We start from the raw sequence: 24,771 nt of genomic DNA on the forward strand, positions 1-24,771 counted from the left end.
AGAACGGCGGCGTACTCATCTCTGTACCTCCCGGAAGATCACCCGACAACCGGGGCCACCCTATGCAGCCATGATCCGCCCGGCGCGTGCGGAACTCCCGGCGCCGCGCCGGCGCCCGCCCGTACGGCCGGCCGGGCCCGTGCCGCCCGGGCCCGCCGGCCCGCCGCCAGGTCGAGCCGGAACTCGCCGGTCGCCGGGTCGAGCACCCACTGATCGGCGGGGTCGACGTCCGGCTGCCCCGCGTGGTCCGAGCGGTGTCCGCTGTTCATCCGGGCCACCCTAGACGAGCCCGCCGGCCGAACCGCCGGGCTTCGGGCCGCCGTCACCCGCCGGAGCGGCGGGAAACGCCGACGGCGCGCCCCACCCGTCCGGTGGCGCGCGCCGTACCTGGCCTCTCCGCTCAGCCGAGCCGCAATGTCACCCGTTCGGATTCGATCCGCTGCTGCCACTGACGATCCGTCAACTCGCCGGAGTTCCGGCACAGCACGACCGACGCCCCGGCCGCCAGCGGGGCCAGCAGACCGGCCTCCAGCCCCGTCCAGTCGTCGAAGGACAGCGTCGACAGCACCCGGCTGCCGCTGTCCAGGCCCAGCCGGGCCGCGCCCTCCCGGGCCAGCGCCACCGACTGCTCGCCGGTCAGCTTCAACGCCAGCCCGTCCACCGACGTCTCCAGCGCCACCGCCTGCGGATCCACCGGCGAGTACGGGGCGAACCGGTCGCCCTGGCCGGGCACCTCCGCCGCGTAGTCCAGGAACCCGTCCGGCCGCTGCGGGAAGCGGCCGCCCAGCGGACGCAGCGCCAGCGCCACCCGCTCCCCGGGGCACTCCTGCGCCGCCGCCAGACCGTCCGGACCGGACACCACCAGGTCCGCGTCCCTCGGCTCACCGCCCGGCACCGCGACCACGCCCACCGACCAGCACGCCAGCAGCCACACCGCACTCTGCCAGTGCGCCGGCAGCAGCAGCGCCGCCCGGTCGTCCGGCGAGGCGTTCAGCTCGTCCTGCAGCAGATTGGCCGTCTTGGCCACCCAGTTGTCGAAGGTCTTCGCCGACAACTCCACCCGTTCCCCGGTCGAGTCGTCGTAGAAGGTCACCAGAGGGCGGGACGGATCGGCACCGGCCCCGGCGCGCAGGTAGGCCTGCAGCAGCTCGGCGGGGGTGCGGGCGTCGGCAGCGAAAGGCGCAGTCATGGTGCGGTCCAGACTACGTCCTGCGCCCACCCGGACGGGAGGGTGCCCGCCCGTCCACCGCCCGCGCCGCGTTACCCTCGCAGACGCCCCCGCCGTCCGCACACCCCGAGGAACCGCGATGCCAGACCGCACCCGACAGTGGCGGCCCGGCTACCCGCTCGACCTCGCCCGGACCCTCTTCCCGTTGCAGCGCGGCACCGGCGACCCCGCCTTCCGCCGCGAGCCCGACGGCACCGTCTGGCGCGCCTCCCGCACCCCCGACGGCCCCGGCACCCTGCGCATCCGCCCGCACCACGACGAGATCGCCGCCACCGCCTGGGGCCCCGGCGCCGACTGGCTGCTCGACCGGCTCCCCGCGCTGCTCGGCGCCGAGGACGACCCGGCCGGCCTGGTCCTCCCGCCAGGACCGCTCCGCGACGCCCAACGCACCTGCCCCGGGCTCCGGTTGACCCGCACCGGCCTGGTCATGGAGTCCCTGGTCCCCGCCATACTCGAACAGAAGGTCACCACCACCGAGGCCTACCGTGCCTGGCGCACCCTGCTGCGCGACTACGGCACCCCCGCCCCCGGCCCCGCCGCCGACCTCGGCATGCGCGTCGCCCCGTCCGCCCGCGACTGGTCGCTGATCCCCAGCTGGGCCTGGCACCGGGCCGGCGTCGACCCCAAGCGCTCCGCCACCGTCCAGCGCACCGTCCGCCTCGCCGCGAAGCTCGAAGCGGCCGGCGCCATGCCCCCCGCCGACGCCTTCGCCCGCCTCACCGCCGTCCCCGGCATCGGCCCCTGGACCGCCGCCGAGACCCTCCAGCGCTCCAACGGCGACGCGGACGCCGTCTCCGTCGGCGACTTCCACCTCCCCAACATCGTCGGTTGGGCCCTGGCCGGCCGCCCCCGCAGCGACGACACCCAGATGCTCGCCCTGCTGGAGCCCTACCGCCCCCACCGCCACCGCCTCTGCCGCCTCCTCCCCCTCACCGGCGCCCGCCCCCCGAAATACGGCCCCCGCCTTACCCCGAACGACCATCGGGGCAGGTGATTTCCGCTCCCCTTCTCCGACCGTCCCCCGACCCCCTGGAGGACCTCACCGCACCGTCAGGAACTCATCCACCGTCCGCGCCGCCCGCTCCCGCGGAATCTCTGCCGGCCGCCCCACCGCGATCGCCCCCATCGGGTCCCACTCCGCCGGCAGGTCCAGCACCTCCCGCACCGTCTCGCGGCAGAACATCGTCGACGACACCCACGCCGACCCGTACCCCTCGCCGCTGAGCGTGACCAGCAGGTTCTGGACGGCCGCCCCCATCGCGACCGTGAACATCTCCCGCTCCGCCCCCGCCCGCCGCGCGTCCGGGTACGCGTGCGCGCCGTCCGTCACCAGGCAGGGAATCACCAGGTACGGCGCGTCCCGCAGCACCTGCCCCCGCAGGGTGCGCCGGGCGATGCGCTCCTCGGACCAGCCGTCGAGCTCCCGCAGGTCCCGCTCCCAGGCGACGAGCATCGCGTCCAGCAACTGCCCGCGCCGCTCCGCGGATTCGAGCAGCACGAACCGCCACGGAGTGGTGTGGTGCGGCGCCGGCGCGGTGACGGCGGCGGCCACCGCGCGCCGGACCGCGCCGGGATCGACCGGCTCCGAGGTGAACGCCCGGACGGTGCGCCGCAGCGTGACCGCCTCCCGGACCGCCTCCGAGGTCCCCAGCCGGAACATGTCGTCCACCGCGGGCCGCACCAGCGCCCGGGCCCCGTCCCCGTCCTCGGCCGTCACCAGGTGCGACAGCCCCCGTACGACGGCGACCGGCGTGCCGGTGGCCTTGCCCTTGACCAGGTCGGCCGCGGCGGCGAGCTCGTCGGCGGTGGCCGTGATCGTGGAGACCAGCTCGTTGCCGTGGCTGTCGGTCCGCCCGCGGTGGTCGTCCAGCGCCGGCAGCCCGGCCGCGCCGATGGCCACGTCGGTGAGCCCGTTGCGCCAGGGCCGACCGAAGGTGTCGGTGACGAGCACGGCCAGCCGGCGGCCGGTCAGCGCCTGGAGCCGGGCCCGCACCCGGCGCGCCGAGTCGTCCGGGTCGGCGGGCAGCAGCAGCACCGTCCCCGGGGCGGTGTTGGACGCGTCGACGCCGGCCGCGGCCATCACCAGCCCGTTGCGGTTCTCGACGATCCTGATCGGCCCGCGCCGGGCGACCACCCGGACGGTCTCGGCGTCGATCGCGGCTTCCCGGTCCTCCGCCTCGAGCAGCCGGCCCTCGGCCTTGGAGACCACCTTGGAGGTGATCACCACGATGTCGCCGTCCTCGAACCGGCCGCTCTTGTGGAGGAGTTCGGCGAGGTCGTCGCCCTCGGCGATCTCCGGCAGCCCGGTGACGGGCAGCAACCGCAGCCCGTCGCCGGTCACTTGGCGACCTCGGCGGCCAACTCCAGTGCGGCGCGGGCCATCGCGGCGGCGGCGTCGACGTCGGTCATCATCAGCGGCACGGCCCGGCAGGCGATCCCGGCGGCCTCGACCCGGGCGACGGCGTCGGCGTCCGTGCTGTCCACCAGCCAGCCGTCCAGCAGCCCGCCCCGGGAGCGCGCGCCGTAGTGCTCGGCGACGGCGGCGGCGGAGGTCTCCACGCCGACGGCGGCCAGCACCTTGTCGGCCATGCCGCGCACGGGCGCGCCGCCGACGATGGGGGAGAGGCCGACCACGGGGGCGCTCGCACCGGCCACGGCCTCCCGGATGCCGGGGACGGCGAGGACGGTGCCGATCGACACGATCGGGTTGGACGGCGGCAGCACCACCACGTCGGCCCCGGCGATGGCGTCCAGCACGCCGGGCGCGGGCTTCGCGGTGTCCGCGCCGACGGGGACGATCGCCTCGGCGTCGACGGCGGCGTGCAGCCGCACCCAGTACTCCTGGAAGTGCACCACCCGGGGCCCGTTCTCGTCGGTGATCCGGACGTGCGTCTCGACCCGGTCGTCGCTCATCGGCAGCAGCCGCACGCCGGGCTGCCAGCGGTCGCACAGCGCCTCGGTGACGGCGGACAGCGGGTAGCCGGCGGCCAGCATCTGGGTGCGGACGATGTGGGTGGCGAAGTCCCGGTCGCCGAGCCCGAACCACTCGGGGCCGACGCCGTAGGCCTTCATCTCCTCCTTGATCGACCAGGTCTCGTCCCGGCGGCCCCAGCCCTGCTCCTCGTGGATGCCGTCGCCGAGGGTGTACATCACGGTGTCGAGGTCGGGGCAGACCTTCAACCCGTACAGGTGGATGTCGTCGCCGGTGTTCCCGATCACGGTGATCTCGTCCGACGGCGCCACGGCCGCCCGCAGTCCGCGCAGGAACCTGGCCCCGCCGATCCCACCCGCCAGTGCAGTGATTCGCATGGCCTCATCCTGCCAGCGGGTCAGTGCACCCGGTGACGCTCCTGCCGCGCCGCGGCCGGGTACTGGTTCATCTCGACCAGGCCGGGCGTGTACAGGTGGACGGAGACGGCGGGCTCCAGTGCGGCGTTGACCATCTCGTGCAGGTGGCCGGTGGCGAACACCCGCAGCCCGCCGGGGGCCAGGGTGCGCGAGCCCTCGCCGTCGCTCGTCAACGCGCGCTCGGTGAGCTCGCCCTGAAGGACGGTCATCACACCGGTCGACGGGCCGTGGTCGTGGAAGCCACTGGACTGGCCGGGCAACCAGCTGAGCAGCCACACCTCGTAGCCGGGGCCGGTCTCCAGTCGGGCGTACCAGCGGGTCAGCGCGTCGTAGCGGACCAGCGGCTCCCAGCGGGCCCGGTCGGCGGCGATCTCCCGGACCAGCCGGGCGTAGCCGGACACCGTGGTGGGGTGCGCGGGCAGGTCGGTGCGGGCCAGGTGCGGGAAGGCCGTCGGGTCGCCCGCGATGGACACGTCGCTGAGGCCGTCCGTCCAGCGCGGGGCGGCGGCAGGAAGGGGCACGGGCAGGCGCTTGCGGTCGCGGTTGCGCTTGCGGAAACGGGGCATTCGCACGGTGTGACGTCCTCGGGTTCGGCTGTGAGCAGGGATCAGCCGGATCCGCGAGAGCGTTCAGGGGGGACTGTCGCGCGGTCGGCCTCTGTTCCGGGGGCGGCGCGCGGTGGGACGCGTGCGCCTAGATACAGCGGCGACAACACGAAGAGTCCGCAGCAGCACCGAGGGGCGCCTGGGGGCGCGCGTCGATGGACAGGGCCGGGGACTCGGACATGGTGGCAAGCACACCGCAACCGACCCTCCAGTGTCAAGGCGCGAGGTCGGACATTCGGGTCACATCGCCGTGGAACCACCGGATGGGGTGATAAACGCCCATTCAGGTTTGGATGGGAAGATCAAAGGGAAGCAACCGCCTGTGATCACCCCGGACCGCCACGGCCGGGAGCGGTCGGGCGTGCTGACGCCAGGTCAGGAACCAGGTGGGATGTCCGGGTTGTCCGGTTATGTACACTATTCGTAGTGGCTTGGTTCCGGGGAGTGAATCCTTGGCCCAATACCAGAGCTCGGCTTGACTGGGCCAGAGTGACGCAACTGTAATTTCTCTCGTGTCGTTCCGCCGTACCGGCAACGGCAACACCACGGGGACGCCAAGAGGGGCAGAGGAGGCGCGCCAGAATGAGCGAGCTCTTTGAGCTGTTGATCGGTGAGGGCATCGAGGAAGACGAAGAGGAACTCGGCTGGCAGGAGCGCGCGTTGTGCGCCCAGACCGACCCCGAGTCGTTCTTCCCGGAGAAGGGCGGATCCACCCGGGAGGCCAAGAAGGTCTGCCTGGCGTGCGAGGTCCGCGCCGAATGCCTGGAGTACGCCCTCGCCAACGACGAGCGGTTCGGCATCTGGGGCGGCCTCTCCGAGCGCGAACGCCGCCGCCTGAAGAAGAGCGCGGTCTGACCTCCCCGCAGACCTCGCCCGTGCCGGCGCCTCACCCCCAGGTGGGGCGCTTTCGCATGTCCACAACACCCGGGCGGGCGCCGCGAATACCCGCTGCACGCTCTCTTCACACCACCGGCGACGACCGGATCACCCGGAGCCGTTAATCTGGTGCGTCATCTGCCGTCAAACCGGAACCGGTGGTCCGCGCACCCGATGACTGTCTACAGCCACCAGAGCGGCTTCTCCGCTGCCAGGCCACCCGCCTACCCGCGCCACCTGGTCACGGCGGTGATCGTGTCGCACGACGGCGCCCGCTGGCTGCCCCAGGCGCTCGCCGGGCTGCTCGGCCAGGACCGGCAGGTGCAGCGCATCCTCGCCGTCGACACCGGCTCCACCGACAACTCCCCGCAGCTGCTCGCCGACACCCTCGGCGACTGGCTCCCCGACAGCGGCCCGCAGATCCTCGGCCGCCGGGTCGGCTTCGGCCGCGCCGTCGGCGAAGCCGTCCAGGGCAGCGCGCCGCTGCGCCCCGAGGACCTCTCCTACAGCCTCGACCCGTCCGGCTACGACCCGGTCACCGGCGGCTGGGACGACTTCGGCGACCCGCTCGGCGCCGAGGACGACCTCGGCCGCGGCGGGCCGCGCGAGACCAGGCCGGTCGAATGGCTCTGGCTGCTGCACGACGACTGCGAACCGCAGACCGACGCCCTGCGCCGCCTGCTCCAGGTCGCCGACTCCACCCCGACCGCCGCCGTGATCGGCCCCAAGCTCCGGTCCTGGTACGACCGCCGGCAGCTGCTCGAAGTCGGCGTCACCATCGCCCGCTCCGGCCGCCGTTGGACCGGACTCGACCGCCGCGAGCAGGACCAGGGCCAGCACGACCAGGTCCGCCCGGTGCTCGCCGTCTCCACCGCCGGCATGCTGGTCCGCCGCGACGTGTTCGAGGAGCTCGGCGGATTCGACCGGGCGCTGCCGCTGATGCGCGACGACACCGACTTCTGCTGGCGGGTCAACGCGGCCGGCCACCGGGTGGTGGTCGCCCCCGACGCGGTGCTCCGGCACGCCGAGGCCGCCAGCCGCGAACGCCGCGCCATCGACTGCGGCCCCGCCCACCCGCACCGGGTCGACAAGTCCGGCGCCGTCTACACCCTGCTCGCCAACTCCAAGGGCGCGCTGTTCCCCTACGTCCTGCTCCGGCTGATCCTCGGCACCTTCCTGCGGGTGATCGTCAACCTGGTCGGCAAGGACCCCCGGCAGGCCTACGACGAGATCGCCGGCCTCGGCCACGAACTGCTGCGCCTGCCGCGGCTGATGGCCGCCCGTGCCCGCCGCCGCAAGACCCGCTCGGTCGACGCGCTGGACGACCGCACGCTGTTCCCCGCGCCCGGCGCCACCGTCCGGCTGGCCGTCGAGAACGCGGTCGGCTCGCTCGGCATCGGCGGCGCCGACGACTCCGGCGCCGGCCGGCACGGCTCGGTGGAGTCCGGGCCCGGCGAGGACGACACCGACGACCTGGTGGTCGAACAGTTCGCGCTGCTCAAGAAGCTGGTGCGGCGGCCCGCCCCGGTGCTGTTCGCCGCGCTGCTGCTGTTCGCGCTGGTCGCCTGCCGCGACCTGATCGGCTCCGGCTACCTGCAGGGCGGCGCGCTGCTGCCCGCCGGCGAGGGCGCGGCCGGACTGTGGAACATGTTCGCCGACCCCTGGCACCCCGTCGGCACCGGCTCCACCGCCACCGCCCCGCCCTACCTGGGCGTGCTGGCCATCCTGTCCTGGGCGCTGTTCGACCACGCCGACCTGGCGCTCACCCTGATCGTGGTGCTGTCCGTGCCGCTGTCCGCGGTCGGCGCCTACCTGGTCTCCCGGCCGCTGATCGCCTCCAAGCTGGTCCGCGCCTGGGCCAGCGCCACCTACGCGCTGCTGCCCGCCGCCACCGGCGCGCTCGCCCAGGGCCGGATCGGCACCGCGGTGCTCGCCGTGCTGCTGCCCCCGCTGGCCCGCGCCGCCGCGATCACCGCCGGCCTCGGCATCCGCAAGGAGACCGCCGCCAAGGGCGCCCGCCCCGGCTGGCGGTCCGCCTGGATGACGGTGCTGATGCTCACCGTCTCCACCGCCTTCGTCCCGCTCGTCTGGGCCATAGCGGTGCCGCTCTGCGTGGCCGCGCTGGTCCACGCGGTGCTCCGCGGCGGCGCGTTCGGCTCCGGTGTGCAGGCGGTGCGGCTGCTCGGCCTGCGCGTCGCGGTGATCCTCGGCGTGCCCGTGCTGGTGCTCGCCCCCTGGTCGATCGACGTCCTCACGCACCCGTCCCGGCTGCTGCTGGAGGCCGGCGTGCCCGGGTTCAGCGGCCCGGCCGCCGACCCGCTCGGCCTGGTGCTGGTCAACCCCGGTGGCGCCGGCGTCCCCCCGGTGTGGCTGTCGGTCGGCGTGGTGCTGTCCGCGCTCGCCGCGCTGCTGCGCGCCGACCGCCGCCGCGCGGTGCTCGCCGCCTGGGCCGCGGCCGCCGCCGGACTGGTCTTCTCGGTCGTGGTGGCGGGCACCACCGTCACCCCCGCCTCCGGCGGGCCCGACACCGCCGCCTGGGCCGGCCCCGCCACCCTGCTGGCCGGCGTCGCGCTGCTGGCCGCCGCCGCGATCGGCGCCGACGGGGCCAATGCCCGGGTCTCCGGCATCGCGTTCGGCTGGCGGCAGCCGGTCGCCGCGCTGGTGCTGGCCGCCGCCGTGCTCGCCCCGGTCGGCACCGCCGCCTGGTGGGCGATCACCGGTGCCGACGGCCCGCTGCGGCGCGCCACCGACGCGCAGGTCCCGGCGTTCATCGCGGAGGCCGGCGACACCACCGACCGCTCCCGCACCCTGACGATCACCGGCGACGCCGGGGGCGACGCCATCCGCTACGCGCTGGTCCGCGGCGCCGGCCTGACCACCGGCCAGGCCGAGGGCACCGTGGACGCCGCCGCCGACGAGCAGCTCGGCAAGGTCACCGCCAAGCTGCTGGCCGGCTCCGGCGGCGACCTGGCCCGCACGCTGGCCGGCTACGGCGTCAGCTACATCCAGGTCAAGGACCCGGTGCTCGGCGGCCTGCGGGACGTCCTGGACACCACCCCGGGCGTGGTCCGGCTCAGCCTCGACCACGGCGTCGGCCTCTGGCAGGTCTCCGTCGTCCCCGGCAGCCGGGCCCAGATCGTCAGCCCCGGCGCCGTCCCGCTGATCGTCCCGGCCGGCGCCCACGACATCTGGACCACCGTCCCGGCCGGTCCGGCCGGCCGGCAGCTGCGGCTCGCCGAACAGGCCGACCCGGCCTGGCAGGCCACCCTGGACGGCAAGCCGCTCACCGCCGTCACCCTGGACGGCTGGGCGCAGGGCTTCGAGCTGCCCGCCGAGGGCGGCCGACTGGACGTCACCCGCACGGGCGGTTTCCTGCACACCGGCTGGATCTGGGCGCAGCTCGCGCTCGGCACCGTCGTGCTGGTGCTCGCGCTGCCGGGCCGCCGCAACCACAACGACGACGACCTGCCCGAGGACGTGGTCGCCGCCCAGGCGCTGGCCGCCGCCGCGCAGGCCCAGACCCCCGCCCCCGGCAGCCGCCGGGCCCGCCGGCTCGCCGAACGCGGCGAGGGCGGCGAGGGCGAGGACCCGGGGGCCGACCCCGGCGTCTACGCCCCCGGCATCCCGGCCCAGCAGGCCGGCGAACCCGAGCCCGCCCCGGCCTACCAGGCCGAGCCGTTCGCCGACCCCTACCAGGCCGACCCGTACCAGCAGCAGGGCTACCAGTCCGACGGCTACGGCTACGACTACACCCAGCAGCAGCCGGTCGGCGCGCCCCAGCCGGGCGAGGGCTACGACCAGCAGTACGGGCAGCAGCCCGGCTACGGCTACGACACCCCGCCCGCCCAGGGCTGGGCCGACCCGTACGCGGCCGGCTACCCGCAGCAGGACGGGCAGCAGCAGCCCTGGCTGCCCGAACAGCAGCAGCCCACCACCTACTACGACCCCAACGACCCCTACGGCGGCGGCCACCACCCGCAGCAGCCCGGGACGGGGAGCTGATCCGCGATGAAGAAGCCCACCCTGAAAGCCCCCAAGCCGAAGGCCCCCGGAGCGGGCGCGGTGAAGGGCGGCAGCCGCACCGGCCAGTCGCTGCTGGCCGGGGTCGCCGTGCTCGGCCTGGTGTTCGGCATCGCCGAACTGCGCCCGCCGGTCGCCCCGGCCGCCGGCGAGGCCGCCGAGCGCACCACCACGCAGGTGGAACGCACCTCGCTGGTCTGCCCGATGCCGCTGCAGGGCGCGGTCGGCTCGACCAGCCTCACCCTGTTCACCCCCGAGGGCGGCAGCGGCAGCACGGGCACCGCCGTGCTCGGCGACGTCACGCCCGACAACGTGCTGGCCGCGCAGAGCCCGGTCCGGCCGTCCGGCAGCCCCTCCGGCGACCCGTCCGGGCAGCCCTCGGGCCAGCCGTCCGGCCAGGCGTCCGGTCAGCCCTCCGGGCAGGCGTCGGGCGGGCCCGCCAAGGGCGCGTCGATGTTCGACGCCCGGGTCACGATGGCCAAGGCGGGCGTCCCGGCCACCGGGCCCGCCGCCAACAACAGCGACGCTCCCGGCACCTTCGCGATCGCCTCCGGCAACCTCGCCCCCGGCTTCACCGTCACCCAGACCACCACCTCCGAGCAGGGCGCCTCCTCGCTGTCCGGCGCCCGCTGCGCGCCCTCCGGCACCAGCTTCTGGTTCGCCGGCGCCAGCACCGCGGGCGACCGCAGCGACTACATCACCCTGGTCAACGCCGAGAGCCTGCCCGCCGTGGTCGACCTGCGGCTGTACGGCGACAAGGGCCTGATCGACAACGACCTGGCCACCGGCCTCGCGATCGCCCCCGGCACCTCGCAGTCGCTGGCGCTCAACGGGTTCAGCAAGGGCCAGGTCGCCGACCTCGCCGTGCACGTGGTCGCCCGCAGCGGCCGCGTCGGGGTCGGCCTGCACGCCCACGACGGCGGCAAGGGCACCGACTGGCTGGAGCCGTCCGCGGACCCGGCCCCCACCGTCACCGTCCCCGGCATCCCCGCCGACGTCAGCACCGCCCACCTGGTGGTCGCCACCGACTCCTCGGACGACGCCGACCTGAAGGTGCAGCTGTCCGGCAAGAACGGCTGGTACACGCCCGCCGGCAAGGAGTCCATCCACGTCAAGGCCGGTATGACCGCCTCGCTGGACTTCCAGTTCGCCCCGGAGACCCGGGACGGCGCCAGCGCGATCCGGCTCACCCCGTCGGAGGCCGGCCACGCCACCCCGGTGATCGCCGGACTGCGCGTCGACCGCGAGAACAAGGGCAAGACCGAGGCCGCCTGGCTGGCCGGCGGCGTCCCCGTCGGCGCCCGGGCCTCGATCGCCGACAACCGCGGCGGACAGAGCGCCCTGATGCTGACCGCCCTCGACACGGACGCCAAGGTCAAGGTCAGCGCCTCGGCCGGGGCGAGCGGCGGCACCCCCGTCACCAAGGAGGTGTCCGTCGCGGCGGGCACCACCGTCACCGTCGACGGCCTCGACCCGGCCGGGCTGAACGGGCCCTACGCGATCACCGTGCAGACCGTCTCCGGCGGCCCGGTGCTGGCGACCCGCCAACTCTCCATCGGCGTCAAGGACATCCCCACCTTCACCGTCCAGCAGCTGCGCGACGACCACTCCACCGTGCAGGTGCCGCAGGTCGCCGGCGACCCCGGCGTGGTGCTCCGCTGACGCGGAACGGCCGGGGCCCCGACGGGCCCCGGCCGTTCGCTCACTCCTCGCCGTACCTCGGGTCGATCGCGTCCGGCGACAGCCCCAGCAGGTCCGCGACCTGCTCGATCAGGATCTCGTGGACCAGCGCGGCCCGGTCCTCCTTCGACTTCGCGCGGATCTCCACCGGCCGCCGGTAGACCAGGATCCGGCTGCGCCGCCCCTTGCCGCCCGGAACCACCCGGCCCAGCGGCACCACGTCCGGCTCCGGCTCGCCCTTCACCGGCAGCGGGACCTCCAGGACGGCGAACTCCACGTTCTCCAACTGCGGCCAGCGCCGCACCAGCCGCTCCATCGACTCCCGGACGTAGTCGTCGAAGAGCTCGGACCGGGTCAGCGAGATGGGCACCTGCGGCGGGGCCAGCGGCCCGCGCAGGCCGCGGCCGTGCCGGTCGCGGTGCCTGCGGCGACCGGGACCGGGCGGGGACGGGGGTGTCGAGCTGTCCATAGCAGTGTCGAGCGTAGTCCCTGGATGCCAGGAAGTGGACCACCCGAGCACGGCGCGTGACCGCACCGGGACACGCGAGCCGGGGGCGGGTCTTCGCGGCCCGGTCCCACTTGCGGTACCGTCCACCCTCGTGAGCTCTGTACGTCGTTGTTCGCGGACCGCGTGCGGCCGTCCGGCCGTGGCGACGCTGACGTACGTCTACGCGGACTCCACGGCCGTGCTCGGGCCGCTCGCCACCTACGCCGAACCGCACTGCTACGACCTGTGCGCCGAGCACGCCGAGCGCCTCACCGCCCCGCGCGGCTGGGAGGTGGTCCGGCTGGCCGCCGAGACCAACCCGCTGCGGCGCAGCAGCGACGACCTGGAGGCGCTGGCCAACGCGGTGCGCGAGGCCGCCCGCCCCCAGGAGCGGGCGCCCCGTCAGAGCCCCCCGCCGGACGGCGAGTCCGGCCGCCGCGGCCACCTGCGGGTGCTGCGTTCCCCGGACAGCTGAACCGGCTGACACCGAGGGTTCCCCCGGGCCGGGTACGCTGCCCCTCTGCGGCTCGGACGGCGTGTCCGGTATGCGCGCAGCACATCGCAGCACACACACGGGAGCATTCTGGTGCGGGACCTCAAGCAGCTTGTGAAGGCGTACGACGTCCGGGGCGTCGTGCCGGACCAGTGGGACGAGTCGCTGGCGTACGCCTTCGGTGCGGCCTTCGTCGAGGTGGTCGGCGGCAGCGCGATCGTCGTCGGCCACGACATGCGCCCGTCCTCGCCGTCGCTGTCCCGCGCCTTCGCCGAGGGCGCCGCCTCCCGCGGCGCCGACGTGGTCGAGATCGGCCTGTGCTCCACCGACCAGCTGTACTTCGCCAGCGGCAGCCTGGACCTGCCCGGCGCGATGTTCACCGCCTCGCACAACCCCGCCCAGTACAACGGCATCAAGCTGTGCCGGGCCGGCGCCGCCCCGGTCGGCCAGGACACCGGCCTCGCCGACATCCGCGAGCTGGTCGAGTCCTGGCTCGACGAGAACGGCACCGTGCACGTCCCCGGCTCCGACGCCGCCACCGGCACGCTGTCCGCCAAGGAGACCCTGGACGGCTACGCCGCGCACCTGCGCAAGCTGGTCGACCTGACCGCGATCCGCCCGCTGAAGGTCGCCGTGGACGCGGGCAACGGCATGGGCGGCCACACCGTCCCCACCGTGTTCGCCGGCCTGCCGCTGGACGTCGTCCCGATGTACTTCGAGCTGGACGGCACCTTCCCCAACCACGAGGCCAACCCGCTGGACCCGGCCAACCTGGTCGACCTGCAGGCCAAGGTCCGCGAGGTCGGCGCCGACCTCGGCCTGGCCTTCGACGGCGACGCCGACCGCTGCTTCGTGATCGACGAGAACGGCGACCCGGTCTCGCCGTCCGCGATCACCGCCCTGGTCGCCGAGCGCGAGATCGCCCGCGCGCAGGCCGCCGGCGAGGAGCAGCCGACCATCATCCACAACCTGATCACCTCCTGGACCGTCCCCGAGGTGGTCCGCGACCTCGGCGGCGTCCCGGTCCGCACCCGGGTCGGCCACTCCTTCATCAAGCAGGAGATGGCCGTCACCGACGCGGTGTTCGGCGGCGAGCACTCCGCGCACTACTACTTCCGCGACTTCTGGCGCGCCGACACCGGCATGCTGGCCGCGCTGCACGTGCTGGCCGCGCTCGGCGGGCAGCCGCAGCCGCTGTCCGCGCTGACCGAGCGGTACAACCGCTACGCCGCCTCCGGCGAGATCAACTCCACCGTCGCCGACCAGGCCGCCGCCACCGAGAAGGTCCGCGCCGCCTACGCCGGCCAGGACGGCGTCACCGTCGACGAGCTCGACGGCCTCACCGTGGCCGGCCCGGACTGGTGGTTCAACCTGCGCGCCTCCAACACCGAGCCGCTGCTGCGCCTGAACGCCGAGGCCAAGGACCCGGCGAAGATGGCCGAGCTGCGCGACGGCGTGCTGGCCATCGTCCGGGCCTGACCGCCGGGTCAGCCAGCCGCTGACTTTTCGGGTGCCCCGGCCGGTAGGGTTGCCACCGGCCGGGGTACCGCTGTGTCACCGGCCGTCCGTACCGCCGCAGCCCACAGATCCGGAGCCCGACCACCATGAGCCTGCCGTCCTTCCTGCTGGAGATCCTGGTCTGCCCGGAGTGCCGCTCGCCGCTCGCCGAGGAGCTCCAGGACGACACCCACGAGCTGCGCTGCACCGGTGAGAGCTGCGGCCTGGTCTACCCGGTCCGCGACGGCATCCCGGTCCTGCTGGTGGACGAGGCCCGCCGCCCGTCCTGACCCTGCCCCGCCAGTCGCTGGAGGCCAGCCGCCATGTTCGACGACTCCCTGCTGGACGACCCGGCCGCCCTGCAGCGCGCCGACCGCCGACGTGAACTGCTGGCCCTGGCCGGGGCGGGCGCCCGGATCCGGGTCGCGCTGCGCCGCGCCGACGCGGCCGGCGTCAACGGCCTCAACCCGGAGGGCCGGCCGCGCGCCGTGCTGGTCGCCGGGCACGGCGGGGTGCTGACCGCCGCCGCGGTGCTGGCCGCGCTGGCGGTGCCCAGCTGCCAGGTGTGGCCGCTGCCGCCGTCCGACGCCCGGCCCGCCGGGCCCGCGTTCACCGACGGGGAGTCCTGGCAACTGCCCGGCTGGGCAGGGCCGTTGGACCTGGTGGTGTTGGCCAGCGCGGGCGGCCGCGAAGGCGGGATGATCAACCTCGCCGAGCAGGCGTACACCCGCGGCTGCGCGATCGCGGTGATCGCCCCCGACGGCTCCGAACTCGCCGAGGCCGCCCTCCAGGTGCGCGGCCTGCCGCTGCCGTTCGAACCCAGCGCGGTGGAACCCGACGGTGCCGACGCCGAACCCGACCTGCCCGCCGAGGACCCGGCCGCGCTCTGGGCGGTGCTCGCCCCGCTGCTCACCCTGGCCGACCGGATCGGCGTGGCCCCGCTCGCCCCCGGTGCGCTGGAGGCCGCCGCCGACCGCCTCGACGAGGTCGCGGTGCGCTGCCGTCCCGACGCCCAGGCGTACGACAACCCCGCCAAGACGCTGGCCGGCCGGCTCGCCGAGACCGTCCCGCTGCTGTGGTCCGACGGGGCCGCCGCCGCGGCCGTGGGGGAGCGGTTCGCCGCCGCCCTCGCCGACCGGGCCGGCCTGCCCGCGCTGACCGCCCGCCTCCCGCAGGCGCTCACCGCGCACCGCGGCATGTTCAACGGCCGGCTCGGGGCCGGCGCCGACCCCGACGACTTCTTCCGCGACCGGGTGGACGAACCGGTGCCGCTCCAGCTCCAGGTGCTGATGCTGCGCCACACCCCGGGCGTCGCCGAGCTGGAGGAGCCCACCTGGCCGGTGGCCCGGGCCCGCCGGCTGGCGGCGGCCCACGAGGTGCGGATCACCGAGCACGCCTCCAGCCTGGAGGATCCGCTGCAGGCACTGGCCGAACTGATCGGCCTGACCGACTTCGCCGCCGTGTACCTGGGCCTGGCCACCCGGAACTGACACGGTATCGTCCCCTCTCGTCAACCAAGGCCCGGCAAAGCCAGGGCCCGCTGCGGAGGGAAGTACCGCGTTGAGTACCGAAGGCGGCACCAAGGCACTGGTCGCGGCACTGTCCGCGAACGTCGGAATCGCGCTCAGCAAGTTCGTGGCGTTCGCGTTCTCCGGCTCGTCCTCGATGCTCGCCGAGGGCGTGCACTCGCTGGCCGACTCCGGCAACCAGGTGCTGCTGCTGGTCGGCGGCAAGCGCTCGAAGCGGGCCGCCGACGAGGAGCACCCGTTCGGGTACGGCCGCGAACGCTACGTTTACGGCTTCCTGGTCTCCATCGTGCTGTTCAGCCTCGGTGGCATGTTCGCGGTCTACGAGGGCTACCAGAAGATCACCCACCCGCACGAGCTGGAGAACTGGTACTGGCCGGTCGGCGTGCTGGTGTTCGCCATCCTGCTGGAGGGCTGGTCCTTCCTCACCGCGTTCCGCGAGGCGTCCAAGGCCAAGGGCACGCACGGCTGGGCGGCCTACATCCGCCGCGCCAAGGCGCCCGAGCTGCCCGTGGTGCTGCTGGAGGACAGCGGCGCGCTGGTCGGCCTGCTGCTGGCGCTGCTCGGCGTCGGCCTGACCGTCATCACCGGGGACGCGGTGTGGGACGGCATCGGCACCCTGTGCATCGGCCTGCTGCTGGTGGTCATCGCGCTGGTGCTGGCGCTGGAGACCAAGTCGCTGCTGATCGGCGAGTCCGCGGACGCCGACGTGGTGGCGCAGATCCGCGAGGCGCTGGTCGACCACGACACCGTCACCGGCGTCATCCACATGCGCACCCTGCACGTCGGCCCCGAGGAACTGCTGGTCGCCGCGAAGATCGGCGTCAACGCGGAGGACAGCGCCGCCGTCATCTCCGAGGCCATCGACCGGGCCGAGGTCCGGGTCCGCAAGGCGGTGCCGATCGCCCGCGCCATCTACCTGGAGCCCGACATCTGGTCCGAGGAGAAGGCGCTCGCCGGTCCGGACGCCGACGCGACCCCCGGCGGCCCCGGCCCAATGGCCCACTGAGCCGCGCCCATTCGGTGTAGATTCGTCAGCAGTGCCAAACGTCGCTGCTGATGGCGGTCGATCGGAGCCCGGCTCCGGTCGAGGGAGAGAGGTCCTCCGACGGATTGTGCCGCAGCAGAGGGCCGCCACACGCCCCTCTGCCGCTCAGCACACCCGTAACCAGGCCCATGCAGCGAGGAGTTCGCATGTCCACCCAGCCCGCCGGCGACTACAAGGTCGCCGACCTCTCCCTGGCCCCGTTCGGTCGCAAGGAGATCCAGCTCGCCGAGCACGAGATGCCCGGCCTGATGGCGATCCGCGCCGAGTACGCCGAGTCCCAGCCGCTGGCCGGCGCCCGCATCACCGGCTCGCTGCACATGACCGTGCAGACCGCCGTGCTGATCGAGACCCTGACCGCCCTGGGCGCCGAGGTCCGCTGGTGCTCCTGCAACATCTTCTCCACCCAGGACCACGCCGCCGCCGCCATCGCGGTCGGCCCGAACGGCACCCCCGAGGACCCGCAGGGCGTCCCGGTCTTCGCCTGGAAGGGCGAGACCCTGGAGGAGTACTGGTGGTGCACCGAGCAGGCGCTGACCTGGCCGAACGGCCAGACCCCCAACATGATCCTGGACGACGGCGGTGACGCCACCCTGCTGATCCACAAGGGCGTCGAGTTCGAGAAGGCCGGCGCCGCGCCGTCGCCCGACACCGCGGACAACGACGAGTTCCGGATCATCCTGGAGCTGCTCAACCGCACCCTGGTCGAGACCCCGCAGAAGTGGACCGAGGTCGCCGCCACCATCAAGGGCGTCACCGAGGAGACCACCACCGGCGTCCACCGCCTGTACGAGATGCACCGCGACGGCAAGCTGCTGTTCCCGGCCATCAACGTCAACGACTCGGTCACCAAGTCGAAGTTCGACAACAAGTACGGCTGCCGCCACTCGCTGATCGACGGCATCAACCGCGCCACCGACGTCCTGATCGGCGGCAAGGTCGCCGTCGTCTGCGGCTACGGCGACGTCGGCAAGGGCTGCGCCGAGTCGCTGCGCGGCCAGGGCGCCCGCGTCATCGTCACCGAGATCGACCCGATCTGCGCGCTGCAGGCCGCCATGGACGGCTACCAGGTCACCACCCTGGACGAGGTCGTCGAGATCGCCGACATCTTCGTCACCACGACCGGCAACAAGGACATCATCATGGCCTCCCACATGGCCCGGATGAAGCACCAGGCCATCGTCGGCAACATCGGCCACTTCGACAACGAGATCGACATGGCCGGCCTCGCCAAGCTCCCCGGCGTGGTCAAGACCGAGATCAAGCCGCAGGTCCACGAGTGGCGCAAGGAGGACGGCCGCACCATCATCGTCCTCTCCGAGGGCCGCCTGCTGAACCTCGGCAACGCGACCGGCCACCCGTCCTTCGTGATGTCCAACTCCTTCGCGAACCAGACCATCGCGCAGATCGAGCTGTACGCCAAGACCGAGCAGTACCCGGTCGGCGTCTACGTCCTGCCGAAGCACCTGGACGAGAAGGTCGCCCGCCTCCACCTCGACGCCCTCGGCGTCAAGCTCACCACCCTGACCCAGGAGCAGGCCGACTACATCGGCGTGCCGGTCGAGGGCCCGTACAAGGCGGAGCAGTACCGCTACTGACCCGCTCGCACGCCGGTGCCCGGCGCCCCCCGCTCGGGGGCGCCGGGCACCGGCGCGTTCCGGCCGCTACGGCAGCACGGCCGCCGACCAGTCGCGCTCGTCCGTGCCGCGCGCCACCACCCGGTCCAGCCAGAGCGCCGGATCGGTCTCCGCCGCCCCCGGGTGCCGCACCTCGGTCACGCACCGGCGCACCCCGTCGGCGGACGCGCAGACCCTGCCGGGCCCGTCCTCGCCCCCGCCGTCGGGGGACACCGAGACCGTGACGTCGCGGTTGCCCTGCTGCAGGAAGCCGACCTCGGCCGTCCACCGGTCCGCGCCGCCCACCGCCCGGCGCAGCAGCGCCCGGGTGACCACGGTGTCCGCCGGCAGGGAGGACAGCGAGAGCGGCATCGGTGGCGCGTACGTCCCCGTCACCACCCCCGCCGCGATCCGCAGCGGCACCTGCTCCCGGTCCGCGTCCGCCAGGCCCACGCTGTCCAACTGGAACCAGCGCCCGTCCGCGGCGCGGAACCGCAGCTGGTTGAACGTCCGCGCGAACCCCGGGTCGGTCGACGTCAGCCAGTACGCCTCCTGCCCGTTCACCGCCGGCGCGTCCACCCGCAGGCCGTCCCCCGGGCCCAGCAGCGGATCCACGATCGGGGTCACCCCCACCGGGAACGCGGTCAGCGTGAAGTGCGGCCCGTCCCCGGTGCCGACCACCTCCACCCCGGTCGAGCCGGAGCGGTACTCCACCGCCGTCACCGCGTCCGGCAGCCAGCCGAACCGGGCCGGCACCGCCAGCACCGCCCGGCCGGTCACCGGCACCGGCTGCCCCGACCAACTCGGCGTCGGCGCCGCGATCGTCACCCCGTCCCGGTTCCCGCCCAGCACCGTGACCGACCCCGCCCCCAGCACCACCACCGCGGCCGCCGCGGCTGCCCAGACCCGCTGCCGCCGCCGCACCCGCCGGCCGCGCGCCACCGCCAGCGCGGGATCCACCCGCGACGGCGGGGCCGCACCCTCCTGCTCCGCCACGAACCGCGCCATCCGCTCGGACAGCTCCACCCCGTCCCCGCTCATGCCTCCGACCTCCCCGCCGGACGAAGCAGCGCCGAACGCCGCAGCGCCTCCAACGCCCGCGAACTCTGGCTCTTCACATTGCCGTGCGAACACCCCATCGCCGCCGCCGTCTGCTCGACCGACAGGTCGCAGTAGTAGCGCAGCACCACGGTGGCCCGCTGCCGGGGCGGCAACGCCGCCAACGCCTCCCGCAGATCCAGCGACACCGCCAAGTCCGCGTCCGGCGGCGGCAGTTGCTCCGGCGGCCGGGCGGCCGGCCGGGTCCGCCGCCACCACGCCGTGCGCTGCTCCGCGAGGAACGCGTTCACCAGCACCGTCCGGGCGTACCCGTCCGGGTTCTCCGCTCGGCTCACCCGGCCCCAGTGCAGATACAGCTTGGTGATCGACTCCTGCACCAGGTCGTCCGCGCGATGCCAGTCCGCGCACAGCAGATACGCGACCCTCCGCAGCCAGACCGCCCTGGAGGTCACGAACGCGGTGAACTCCTCGTCCCGCGTCGGCTCCGCCATCTTCGGCGCCCCTCCTCCCAGTGGACCGACGGCACCACCCGCACCGCCGACCCCCTGATGCGCCCGGCCCCCGCGGAGGTTGCACGCCGGATCCGCGAAGGACAGGACGACGGCACCCCGGCACCCCTGCTGCGGGGATGCCGGGGCGCCATTGCGTTCACGACTGCGGCAGCACGTCCGTGGTCCAGCCGCTCTCGTCCTTGCCGTGCGGCACCACCAGCGACAGCCAGTCCGCCGGGTCCGCGGCGGCGGCGTCACCGCTCGACACCTTGATCAGCCGCACGCACCAGTGCAGCCCGTCCCCGGACGCGCACTTCTGCGAGGTGGTCACCGTGGCAAGCCCGTCGTTCGAGCTCCCCGGCGCCGAACCGTTCGGGTCGGACCCCCGCTCGCCCGGGCCCACCTCGATCGTCACCAGCCCGTAGGCCTTGTTCCGGAAGGACAGCGAGGCCATCCACCCACCGGACCCCGACCCGCCGGACACCGGCCGCAGCAGAGACACCCCGGCCACCTCCGTCTCCGGGGGCAGGGCCGACATCGACACCGGCAACGGCACCCGGAACGCCCCCGGCACCACACCTGCCGCCAGCTGCAGCGGCAGCTGCCGACGGTCCGCGCCCTTCAGACCGGTGGCCTTCACCTCCGTCCAGCGACCGTCCGCGTCCCGGAAACGCAGCCTGTCCACCGAGGCCCGCGGCGGGGTGCCGTCCTCGGAGAACCAGTACGCCTCCCGGCCGTTCACCTGCGGGGCGTCCTCCCGCGGCACCGGCCCGCCCGACGCGAGACGCGGCTGCTCCGGGTCCACCCCGTCCGGGAACACCGTCAGGTCGAACATTGCGGACTCGGCGCCCGACTCGGTCTGCGCCCGCACGACGACCCCGTCCGGCATCGACCGGTACTCCATGGTCCGCACCGTCTCGGGCAACCAGCCGAACTTCGCCGGCGCCGTCAACACCGTCCGGCCGTCCACCGGCGCCACCGTCTTCAGCGGCCCGGACGGCAACTGCCCCGGCTGCGCCGTCGACCAGGGCAGACTCGGCGTGCTGATGATCGGACTGTCGTGCGAGCCGCCCCGCAGGCCCAGCGACGTCGCCACCACCGCCACCAGCCCGCTCACCGCGAGCACCGTCAACCGCCGCGCGCCCCACGCCAGCAGCGGCGACCCCGTCGGCTCCGCCGGCGGCTTCAGCGCTGCCATCGGCTGAGGTCCTGCCACCGGCGTGGACCGGCCCTCGTCCTGCACCTGATCCTCGGCCATGTCTCCGACCCCCCACCTGACGGCGCTCTCCCGAGCGCCCGACTCCCCGCCGACACCCGCGAACTCCGGTGCGGCCGGCCCACTTCAACCCGTTCAACCCGGCCGCGACCTACACGGCGGTCAGATGGTAGTACCGAAACGATCTCCGTTCCGACGCCCGGCGGCGACCAACGCCGTCCGCCCCCGGCGGGCCCGCACGTAGGCTTTCCCCCATGCCGAACGGCCGCTACACCCTCCACGACCCGCACGACGGAACCCCGCTCGGCGAGGAACGCTTCCAGTGCGCCCCCGGACCCGCCGGCTGGCGCTACGTCGCCAAGAGCTACCGGCCCGACGGCACCGTCCTCGGCACCACCGACCTCACCCTGGACGCCCGCCACCGGCCGATCCGGGTCGAACTCCGCAGCGGCGGCTGGCAAGTACGCGGCGGCGCACTCGACGGGGTGCACTGGGTCCGGGCCGCCACCGACCCCGGCGCCGCCGCCGAGGCCACCGAGGGCGCGGACCGGGCGCACGCCTTCACCGGCGACTCGCCCGCGTTCCTGATCGCCACCGCCCGGCTGCTCGACCTCCGACCCGGCGGCAGCGCCCGCATCCGCCTGGTCTCCTTCACCGGCCAGGCGCTCGCCCCCCGCACCCTCGACCAGAGCTGGCAGCTGCTCACCGTCGAGGACCACGCCACCGACAGCGGGCCGCTGCCCGTCGAGCACTACCGGGTCACCGACCTCGAAACCGGCGAACTCCGCGACGTCCACCTCACCGGGGACGTGCTGCTCGCCGCCCCCGGGATCGAGCTCGAACAGCTCGACAGCCCGCCCAACGCCCGTCGCTGACCTGCTGCTCGGGGCTGTTCGGGGCCGCTTCGCTCCGGGCTGCTTCGTTCCGGGCTATTCCGGGCGCGCGAACCCTCCGCCGGCGGCCGGCGGCTGCTCGGGCTGCGCGGAGGCCGCGGGCTGCTCCGGCTTGGCGAGTGCGACGGGCTGCGGCTCGGGGGCCGGCGCCGGGGGCTGCTGCGTCTGCTGCGGGAAGCCGAGCGTCCGCACCGGCTTCCCGTTCGGCTGCTGCGGCGGGGCCGTCGGCGCGGGGGCGGCCTGCGCGGCCTGCGGAAGGTACGTCGCCGCCACCGGCGCCGGGTAGGTCGGGGCGGCCGCAGCCGTCCGCTCCCACTCGCGGCGCTGGCGCTCCATCGTCACCGCGCCCAGGTACAGCATCGGCGACAGGCCCTGCGGCACCGGCCAGCCGACCCGTCCGGCCAGCTCCGCGGTCAGCCGCTCGGCCAGCCCGGACGCCACCGGCTGGTCCAACTCGTGCATGCGGCCCAGCAGTTGGCGTATCGACAGCCACAGCCCGTCCGGCACGGCCGACAGGTCGAGCGCCACCAGGTCGGACCCCAGCATGTGCATCACCTGCGGCGGCACCGGCGGCACCGCACCGTGGTCGCGGGCGCTCTGCGGCAGCCGCTCGCGGATCACCAGCGTCCCCGCGAAGATGTCGCCCAGCCGGCGTCCCTGCGCCGAGAACAGCGACACCAGCACGGCCGGCATCGCCAGCACGCCGAAGTCGATGACCCCCACCAGCCCGCGCACCAGGGCGTGCCGGAACCGGATCGGCCCGCCGTCCGTCCGCACCACCCGCAGGCCCAGGACCACCTTGCCCACCGACTGGCCGCGCCACAGCGTCTCCACCATCACCGGCAGCAGCACGGTGAAGATCACCATCAGCGCCACCTCGAACGCGGCCCCCGCGGCCCCCTCGATCGACGACAGCGCGAAAGCCAGCGCGAACCCGACGAGGAAGTACCCCATCATGTAGATCACCGCGTCCAGCAACCGGGCCAGAGCCCGCGACGGCAATCTCGCCGCCCGCAGCCCCAGGACGACCGCCTCACCGGTCACCAGCTCGCTCACGACACCCACCCGTTCCGCTCCCGGGCCCGCCGGACGACCCACGTCGCGCGATCCGACCCCTCGATCAACAGCGGCAAACATACGGCCGAGCACCCCCGCGCGGTAACCCCGGGCAGCGCATCCGACATCCCCCGACACACCGCGCTCCGGCTCTGGCATGCTGAGCCCCGCACCGCCCCGGCCGCACACCAACCAGTGCCCGCCGTCCTGCCCCACCGCGCACCCGGAGAGAGCCGCAATGGACTTGGACGTCTTCGTCGCCGCCCACCAGGCGGAATGGCAACGGCTGGAGACCCTCAGCAACCGCCGCCGGCTCACCGGCGAGGAGTCCGACGAGCTCATCTCCCTCTACCAGCGCGCCACCAGCCACCTCGCCCAGGTCCAGGCCGCCGCCCCGCACCCCGGCCTGGAGGGACGCCTCACCGCCCTGGTCGTCGGCGGCCGCAACGCCGTCGCCGGCGCCCGCAGCTCCTCGTGGCGCGACGCCACCCGCTACTTCACCGTCAGCTTCCCCGCCGCGCTGTACCGCTCCCGCCGCTGGTGGCTGACCATAGGCGTGGTCTTCTTCGCCCTCAGCGCCCTGCTCGCCTGGTGGATCGGCACCCACGCGGACGTCCGCAACGCGCTGATCCCGCCGGACGAGCTGAAGGAGCTGACCAAGCCCGGCGGCGAGTACGAGGCCTACTACAGCGAGCACCCCTCGGCGAACTTCGCCGCCCAGGTGTGGACCAACAACGCCTGGGTCGCCGCGTACTGCCTGGTCTGCGCCGTCCTGCTCGGCATCCCGGTCGTGTTCATCCTGCTCACCAACATGGTCAACCTCGCCGCCGGCCTCGGGCTGATGGCCTCCGCAGGCCGCCTCCCGCTCTTCCTCGGCCTGCTCATTCCGCACGGCCTGCTCGAACTCACCGCCATTTTCGTGGCCGCCGGCCTCAGCCTCCGCCTCGGCTGGACCGTCATCGACCCCGGCCCGCGCACCCGCACCAGGGCCCTCGCCGAGGAAGGCCGCGCCGTCATCGGCTGCGTCATCGGCCTCGCCGCCGTCCTCCTGGTCACCGGCATCATCGAGGGCTTCGTCAGCGGCTCCGCGCTCCCCACCTGGATCCGGGTCGGCATGGGCCTCGCCGTCGAAGCGCTCTTCCTCTTCTACGCCCTCGTCATCGGCAAGCGCGCCGCCGCTGCCGGCGAACTCGGCGACGTCGAAGCCGCCGACCGCACCGACCACCAGCCGATGGCCGCCTGACCACGGCGTGCCTGGTCACAGGGGGCGTTTCAAACCTGGTAGCCTGGTGATCACCCCGAGGGACCATTGACTTGATCTCTTTGGGTCAGTAGGTTTGAACGGTTGGGCGATTGGACATGCTGTCCGGCCCGGCGTAGAGTCTACGACACCGCAGGAACCGAGAGGTTCTGGCGGAAAACCCCGAAGCAGAGCAGCGCAAAACCTTTGATAAGGTTTGCAGCGAAGTCGAAGGAATTCCCCATCCAGCGGGAATCGAAATCGGATCGAATGAAACTCCGGAAAACGGAGCGGAAAACGTCTGATAAGCTGGAAACACGAAAGAACGAAGCGCCCGGAGGGCCGGTCGGAAGGCCGCTCGAAGGAAGTGTCCGTTCCTTGAGAACTCAACAGCG

22 protein-coding genes are annotated in these 24,771 nt (G+C 73.9%); 13 read left to right on the top strand and 9 right to left on the bottom strand.

Annotated features, from left to right (window positions below; genetic code table 11):
- Nucleotides 1-400 precede the first annotated feature (400 nt).
- Nucleotides 401-1,189, bottom strand: a complete 789-nt coding sequence (locus ACWEMJ_RS28970) for a TIGR03089 family protein (protein ID WP_452140069.1) — start codon at nt 1,187-1,189, stop codon at nt 401-403.
- 118 nt (nt 1,190-1,307) lie between these two features.
- Here ACWEMJ_RS28970 and ACWEMJ_RS28975 point away from each other — a divergent pair, with 118 nt between their 5' ends.
- Nucleotides 1,308-2,222 (top strand): DNA-3-methyladenine glycosylase family protein, encoded by a 915-nt coding sequence (locus ACWEMJ_RS28975; RefSeq protein WP_452140070.1) that lies wholly within the window; start codon nt 1,308-1,310, stop codon nt 2,220-2,222.
- 45 nt (nt 2,223-2,267) lie between these two features.
- On the opposite strand, the gene ACWEMJ_RS28980 is transcribed toward ACWEMJ_RS28975, so the two are convergent.
- Genes ACWEMJ_RS28980 through ACWEMJ_RS28990 form a run of 3 tightly spaced genes read right to left on the bottom strand, consistent with a single transcriptional unit; the run spans nt 2,268 to nt 5,142 of the window.
- A complete protein-coding gene (locus ACWEMJ_RS28980; protein ID WP_452140071.1) occupies nt 2,268-3,569 on the bottom strand; it encodes a coenzyme F420-0:L-glutamate ligase in 1,302 nt (433 codons plus the stop codon).
- Entirely contained in the window at nt 3,566-4,537 is a 972-nt protein-coding gene (cofD, locus tag ACWEMJ_RS28985) for a 2-phospho-L-lactate transferase (RefSeq protein ID WP_452140072.1), read from the bottom strand. The genes ACWEMJ_RS28980 and cofD overlap by 4 nt, the downstream gene beginning before the upstream one ends.
- A 20-nt stretch (nt 4,538-4,557) precedes the next feature.
- Nucleotides 4,558-5,142, bottom strand: coding sequence for a cysteine dioxygenase (locus ACWEMJ_RS28990; protein WP_452140088.1), 585 nt, complete (start codon nt 5,140-5,142; stop codon nt 4,558-4,560).
- A gap of 621 nt (nt 5,143-5,763) precedes the next feature.
- Here ACWEMJ_RS28990 and ACWEMJ_RS28995 point away from each other — a divergent pair.
- The 3 genes from ACWEMJ_RS28995 (at nt 5,764) to ACWEMJ_RS29005 (ending at nt 11,739) form a co-directional block, all read left to right on the top strand.
- On the top strand, nt 5,764-6,036 hold the full coding sequence (locus ACWEMJ_RS28995; protein WP_014136066.1) for a WhiB family transcriptional regulator: 273 nt from the start codon (nt 5,764-5,766) through the stop codon (nt 6,034-6,036).
- 195 nt (nt 6,037-6,231) lie between these two features.
- Nucleotides 6,232-10,059, top strand: a complete 3,828-nt coding sequence (locus ACWEMJ_RS29000; protein WP_452140073.1) for a glycosyltransferase — start codon at nt 6,232-6,234, stop codon at nt 10,057-10,059.
- A gap of 6 nt (nt 10,060-10,065) precedes the next feature.
- Complete coding sequence (locus ACWEMJ_RS29005) at nt 10,066-11,739, top strand: DUF5719 family protein (RefSeq protein ID WP_452140074.1); 1,674 nt, start codon at nt 10,066-10,068, stop codon at nt 11,737-11,739.
- Nucleotides 11,740-11,779: 40 nt separating this feature from the next.
- On the opposite strand, the gene ACWEMJ_RS29010 is transcribed toward ACWEMJ_RS29005, so the two are convergent.
- Entirely contained in the window at nt 11,780-12,226 is a 447-nt protein-coding gene (locus ACWEMJ_RS29010; protein WP_452140075.1) for a metallopeptidase family protein, read from the bottom strand.
- Between the two features lie 130 nt (nt 12,227-12,356).
- Here ACWEMJ_RS29010 and ACWEMJ_RS29015 point away from each other — a divergent pair, with 130 nt between their 5' ends.
- The 6 genes from ACWEMJ_RS29015 (at nt 12,357) to ahcY (ending at nt 18,403) form a co-directional block, all read left to right on the top strand.
- Nucleotides 12,357-12,719 (top strand): DUF3499 domain-containing protein, encoded by a 363-nt coding sequence (locus ACWEMJ_RS29015; RefSeq protein ID WP_452140076.1) that lies wholly within the window; start codon nt 12,357-12,359, stop codon nt 12,717-12,719.
- Nucleotides 12,720-12,827: 108 nt separating this feature from the next.
- Nucleotides 12,828-14,216, top strand: coding sequence for a phosphomannomutase/phosphoglucomutase (locus ACWEMJ_RS29020; protein WP_452140089.1), 1,389 nt, complete (start codon nt 12,828-12,830; stop codon nt 14,214-14,216).
- 125 nt (nt 14,217-14,341) lie between these two features.
- Nucleotides 14,342-14,524 carry a Trm112 family protein gene (locus ACWEMJ_RS29025; RefSeq protein ID WP_452140077.1) on the top strand — a complete coding sequence of 61 codons (183 nt, stop codon included), beginning with the start codon at nt 14,342-14,344 and terminating at the stop codon, nt 14,522-14,524.
- A 33-nt stretch (nt 14,525-14,557) separates the two neighbouring features.
- Nucleotides 14,558-15,724, top strand: coding sequence for an SIS domain-containing protein (locus ACWEMJ_RS29030; RefSeq protein WP_452140078.1), 1,167 nt, complete (start codon nt 14,558-14,560; stop codon nt 15,722-15,724).
- A gap of 70 nt (nt 15,725-15,794) precedes the next feature.
- The gene (locus tag ACWEMJ_RS29035) at nt 15,795-16,769 is read left to right on the top strand and encodes a cation diffusion facilitator family transporter (protein WP_452140079.1); all 975 of its coding nucleotides are present in this window, start codon (nt 15,795-15,797) and stop codon (nt 16,767-16,769) included.
- Between the two features lie 185 nt (nt 16,770-16,954).
- Nucleotides 16,955-18,403 (top strand): adenosylhomocysteinase, encoded by a 1,449-nt coding sequence (gene ahcY / locus ACWEMJ_RS29040; RefSeq protein WP_452140080.1) that lies wholly within the window; start codon nt 16,955-16,957, stop codon nt 18,401-18,403.
- Nucleotides 18,404-18,469: 66 nt separating this feature from the next.
- Here the strand turns inward: ahcY and ACWEMJ_RS29045 are convergent, their stop codons facing one another.
- The 3 genes from ACWEMJ_RS29045 to ACWEMJ_RS29055 form a co-directional block, all read right to left on the bottom strand.
- On the bottom strand, nt 18,470-19,462 hold the full coding sequence (locus ACWEMJ_RS29045; protein WP_452140081.1) for a hypothetical protein: 993 nt from the start codon (nt 19,460-19,462) through the stop codon (nt 18,470-18,472).
- A complete protein-coding gene (locus ACWEMJ_RS29050) occupies nt 19,459-19,971 on the bottom strand; it encodes a SigE family RNA polymerase sigma factor (RefSeq protein WP_452140082.1) in 513 nt (170 codons plus the stop codon). The genes ACWEMJ_RS29045 and ACWEMJ_RS29050 overlap by 4 nt, the downstream gene beginning before the upstream one ends.
- 157 nt (nt 19,972-20,128) lie before the next feature.
- Nucleotides 20,129-20,875 carry a hypothetical protein gene (locus ACWEMJ_RS29055; protein WP_452140083.1) on the bottom strand — a complete coding sequence of 249 codons (747 nt, stop codon included), beginning with the start codon at nt 20,873-20,875 and terminating at the stop codon, nt 20,129-20,131.
- Between ACWEMJ_RS29055 and ACWEMJ_RS29060 the strand changes: the two genes are divergently transcribed.
- Together ACWEMJ_RS29060 and ACWEMJ_RS29065 are read left to right on the top strand one after the other, a co-directional pair.
- Nucleotides 20,874-21,176 (top strand): hypothetical protein, encoded by a 303-nt coding sequence (locus tag ACWEMJ_RS29060; RefSeq protein ID WP_452140084.1) that lies wholly within the window; start codon nt 20,874-20,876, stop codon nt 21,174-21,176. The two genes, ACWEMJ_RS29055 and ACWEMJ_RS29060, sit on opposite strands and share 2 nt — an antisense overlap.
- 265 nt (nt 21,177-21,441) lie before the next feature.
- On the top strand, nt 21,442-22,062 hold the full coding sequence (locus ACWEMJ_RS29065) for a hypothetical protein (RefSeq protein WP_452140085.1): 621 nt from the start codon (nt 21,442-21,444) through the stop codon (nt 22,060-22,062).
- A gap of 54 nt (nt 22,063-22,116) precedes the next feature.
- Here ACWEMJ_RS29065 and ACWEMJ_RS29070 read toward each other — a convergent pair whose 3' ends face one another.
- The gene (locus ACWEMJ_RS29070; RefSeq protein WP_452140086.1) at nt 22,117-23,136 is read right to left on the bottom strand and encodes an RDD family protein; all 1,020 of its coding nucleotides are present in this window, start codon (nt 23,134-23,136) and stop codon (nt 22,117-22,119) included.
- 238 nt (nt 23,137-23,374) lie between these two features.
- On the opposite strand from ACWEMJ_RS29070, the gene ACWEMJ_RS29075 reads away from it, so the two are divergent.
- Nucleotides 23,375-24,379, top strand: a complete 1,005-nt coding sequence (locus ACWEMJ_RS29075) for a stage II sporulation protein M (RefSeq protein WP_452140087.1) — start codon at nt 23,375-23,377, stop codon at nt 24,377-24,379.
- Nucleotides 24,380-24,771: the final 392 nt, after the last annotated feature.

Source organism: Kitasatospora sp. NPDC004531 (assembly GCF_053602195.1).

Excerpts from the sequence above, each read along its gene's own strand:
- ACWEMJ_RS29030 (WP_452140078.1), top strand. The coding sequence starts at position 14,558 with ATGTTCGACGACTCCCTGCTGGACGACCCGGCCGCCCTGCAGCGCGCC.
- ACWEMJ_RS29060 (WP_452140084.1), top strand. The coding sequence starts at position 20,874 with ATGGTCCGCACCGTCTCGGGCAACCAGCCGAACTTCGCCGGCGCCGTC.
- ACWEMJ_RS29025 (WP_452140077.1), top strand. The coding sequence starts at position 14,342 with ATGAGCCTGCCGTCCTTCCTGCTGGAGATCCTGGTCTGCCCGGAGTGC.
- cofD (WP_452140072.1), bottom strand. The coding sequence starts at position 4,537 with ATGCGAATCACTGCACTGGCGGGTGGGATCGGCGGGGCCAGGTTCCTG.
- ACWEMJ_RS28970 (WP_452140069.1), bottom strand. The coding sequence starts at position 1,189 with ATGACTGCGCCTTTCGCTGCCGACGCCCGCACCCCCGCCGAGCTGCTG.
- ACWEMJ_RS28975 (WP_452140070.1), top strand. The coding sequence starts at position 1,308 with ATGCCAGACCGCACCCGACAGTGGCGGCCCGGCTACCCGCTCGACCTC.
- ahcY (WP_452140080.1), top strand. The coding sequence starts at position 16,955 with ATGTCCACCCAGCCCGCCGGCGACTACAAGGTCGCCGACCTCTCCCTG.
- ACWEMJ_RS29065 (WP_452140085.1), top strand. The coding sequence starts at position 21,442 with ATGCCGAACGGCCGCTACACCCTCCACGACCCGCACGACGGAACCCCG.
- ACWEMJ_RS29010 (WP_452140075.1), bottom strand. The coding sequence starts at position 12,226 with ATGGACAGCTCGACACCCCCGTCCCCGCCCGGTCCCGGTCGCCGCAGG.
- ACWEMJ_RS29045 (WP_452140081.1), bottom strand. The coding sequence starts at position 19,462 with ATGAGCGGGGACGGGGTGGAGCTGTCCGAGCGGATGGCGCGGTTCGTG.
- ACWEMJ_RS29055 (WP_452140083.1), bottom strand. The coding sequence starts at position 20,875 with ATGGAGTACCGGTCGATGCCGGACGGGGTCGTCGTGCGGGCGCAGACC.
- ACWEMJ_RS28990 (WP_452140088.1), bottom strand. The coding sequence starts at position 5,142 with ATGCCCCGTTTCCGCAAGCGCAACCGCGACCGCAAGCGCCTGCCCGTG.
- ACWEMJ_RS29000 (WP_452140073.1), top strand. The coding sequence starts at position 6,232 with ATGACTGTCTACAGCCACCAGAGCGGCTTCTCCGCTGCCAGGCCACCC.
- ACWEMJ_RS28995 (WP_014136066.1), top strand. The coding sequence starts at position 5,764 with ATGAGCGAGCTCTTTGAGCTGTTGATCGGTGAGGGCATCGAGGAAGAC.
- ACWEMJ_RS29075 (WP_452140087.1), top strand. The coding sequence starts at position 23,375 with ATGGACTTGGACGTCTTCGTCGCCGCCCACCAGGCGGAATGGCAACGG.
- ACWEMJ_RS29005 (WP_452140074.1), top strand. The coding sequence starts at position 10,066 with ATGAAGAAGCCCACCCTGAAAGCCCCCAAGCCGAAGGCCCCCGGAGCG.
- ACWEMJ_RS29050 (WP_452140082.1), bottom strand. The coding sequence starts at position 19,971 with ATGGCGGAGCCGACGCGGGACGAGGAGTTCACCGCGTTCGTGACCTCC.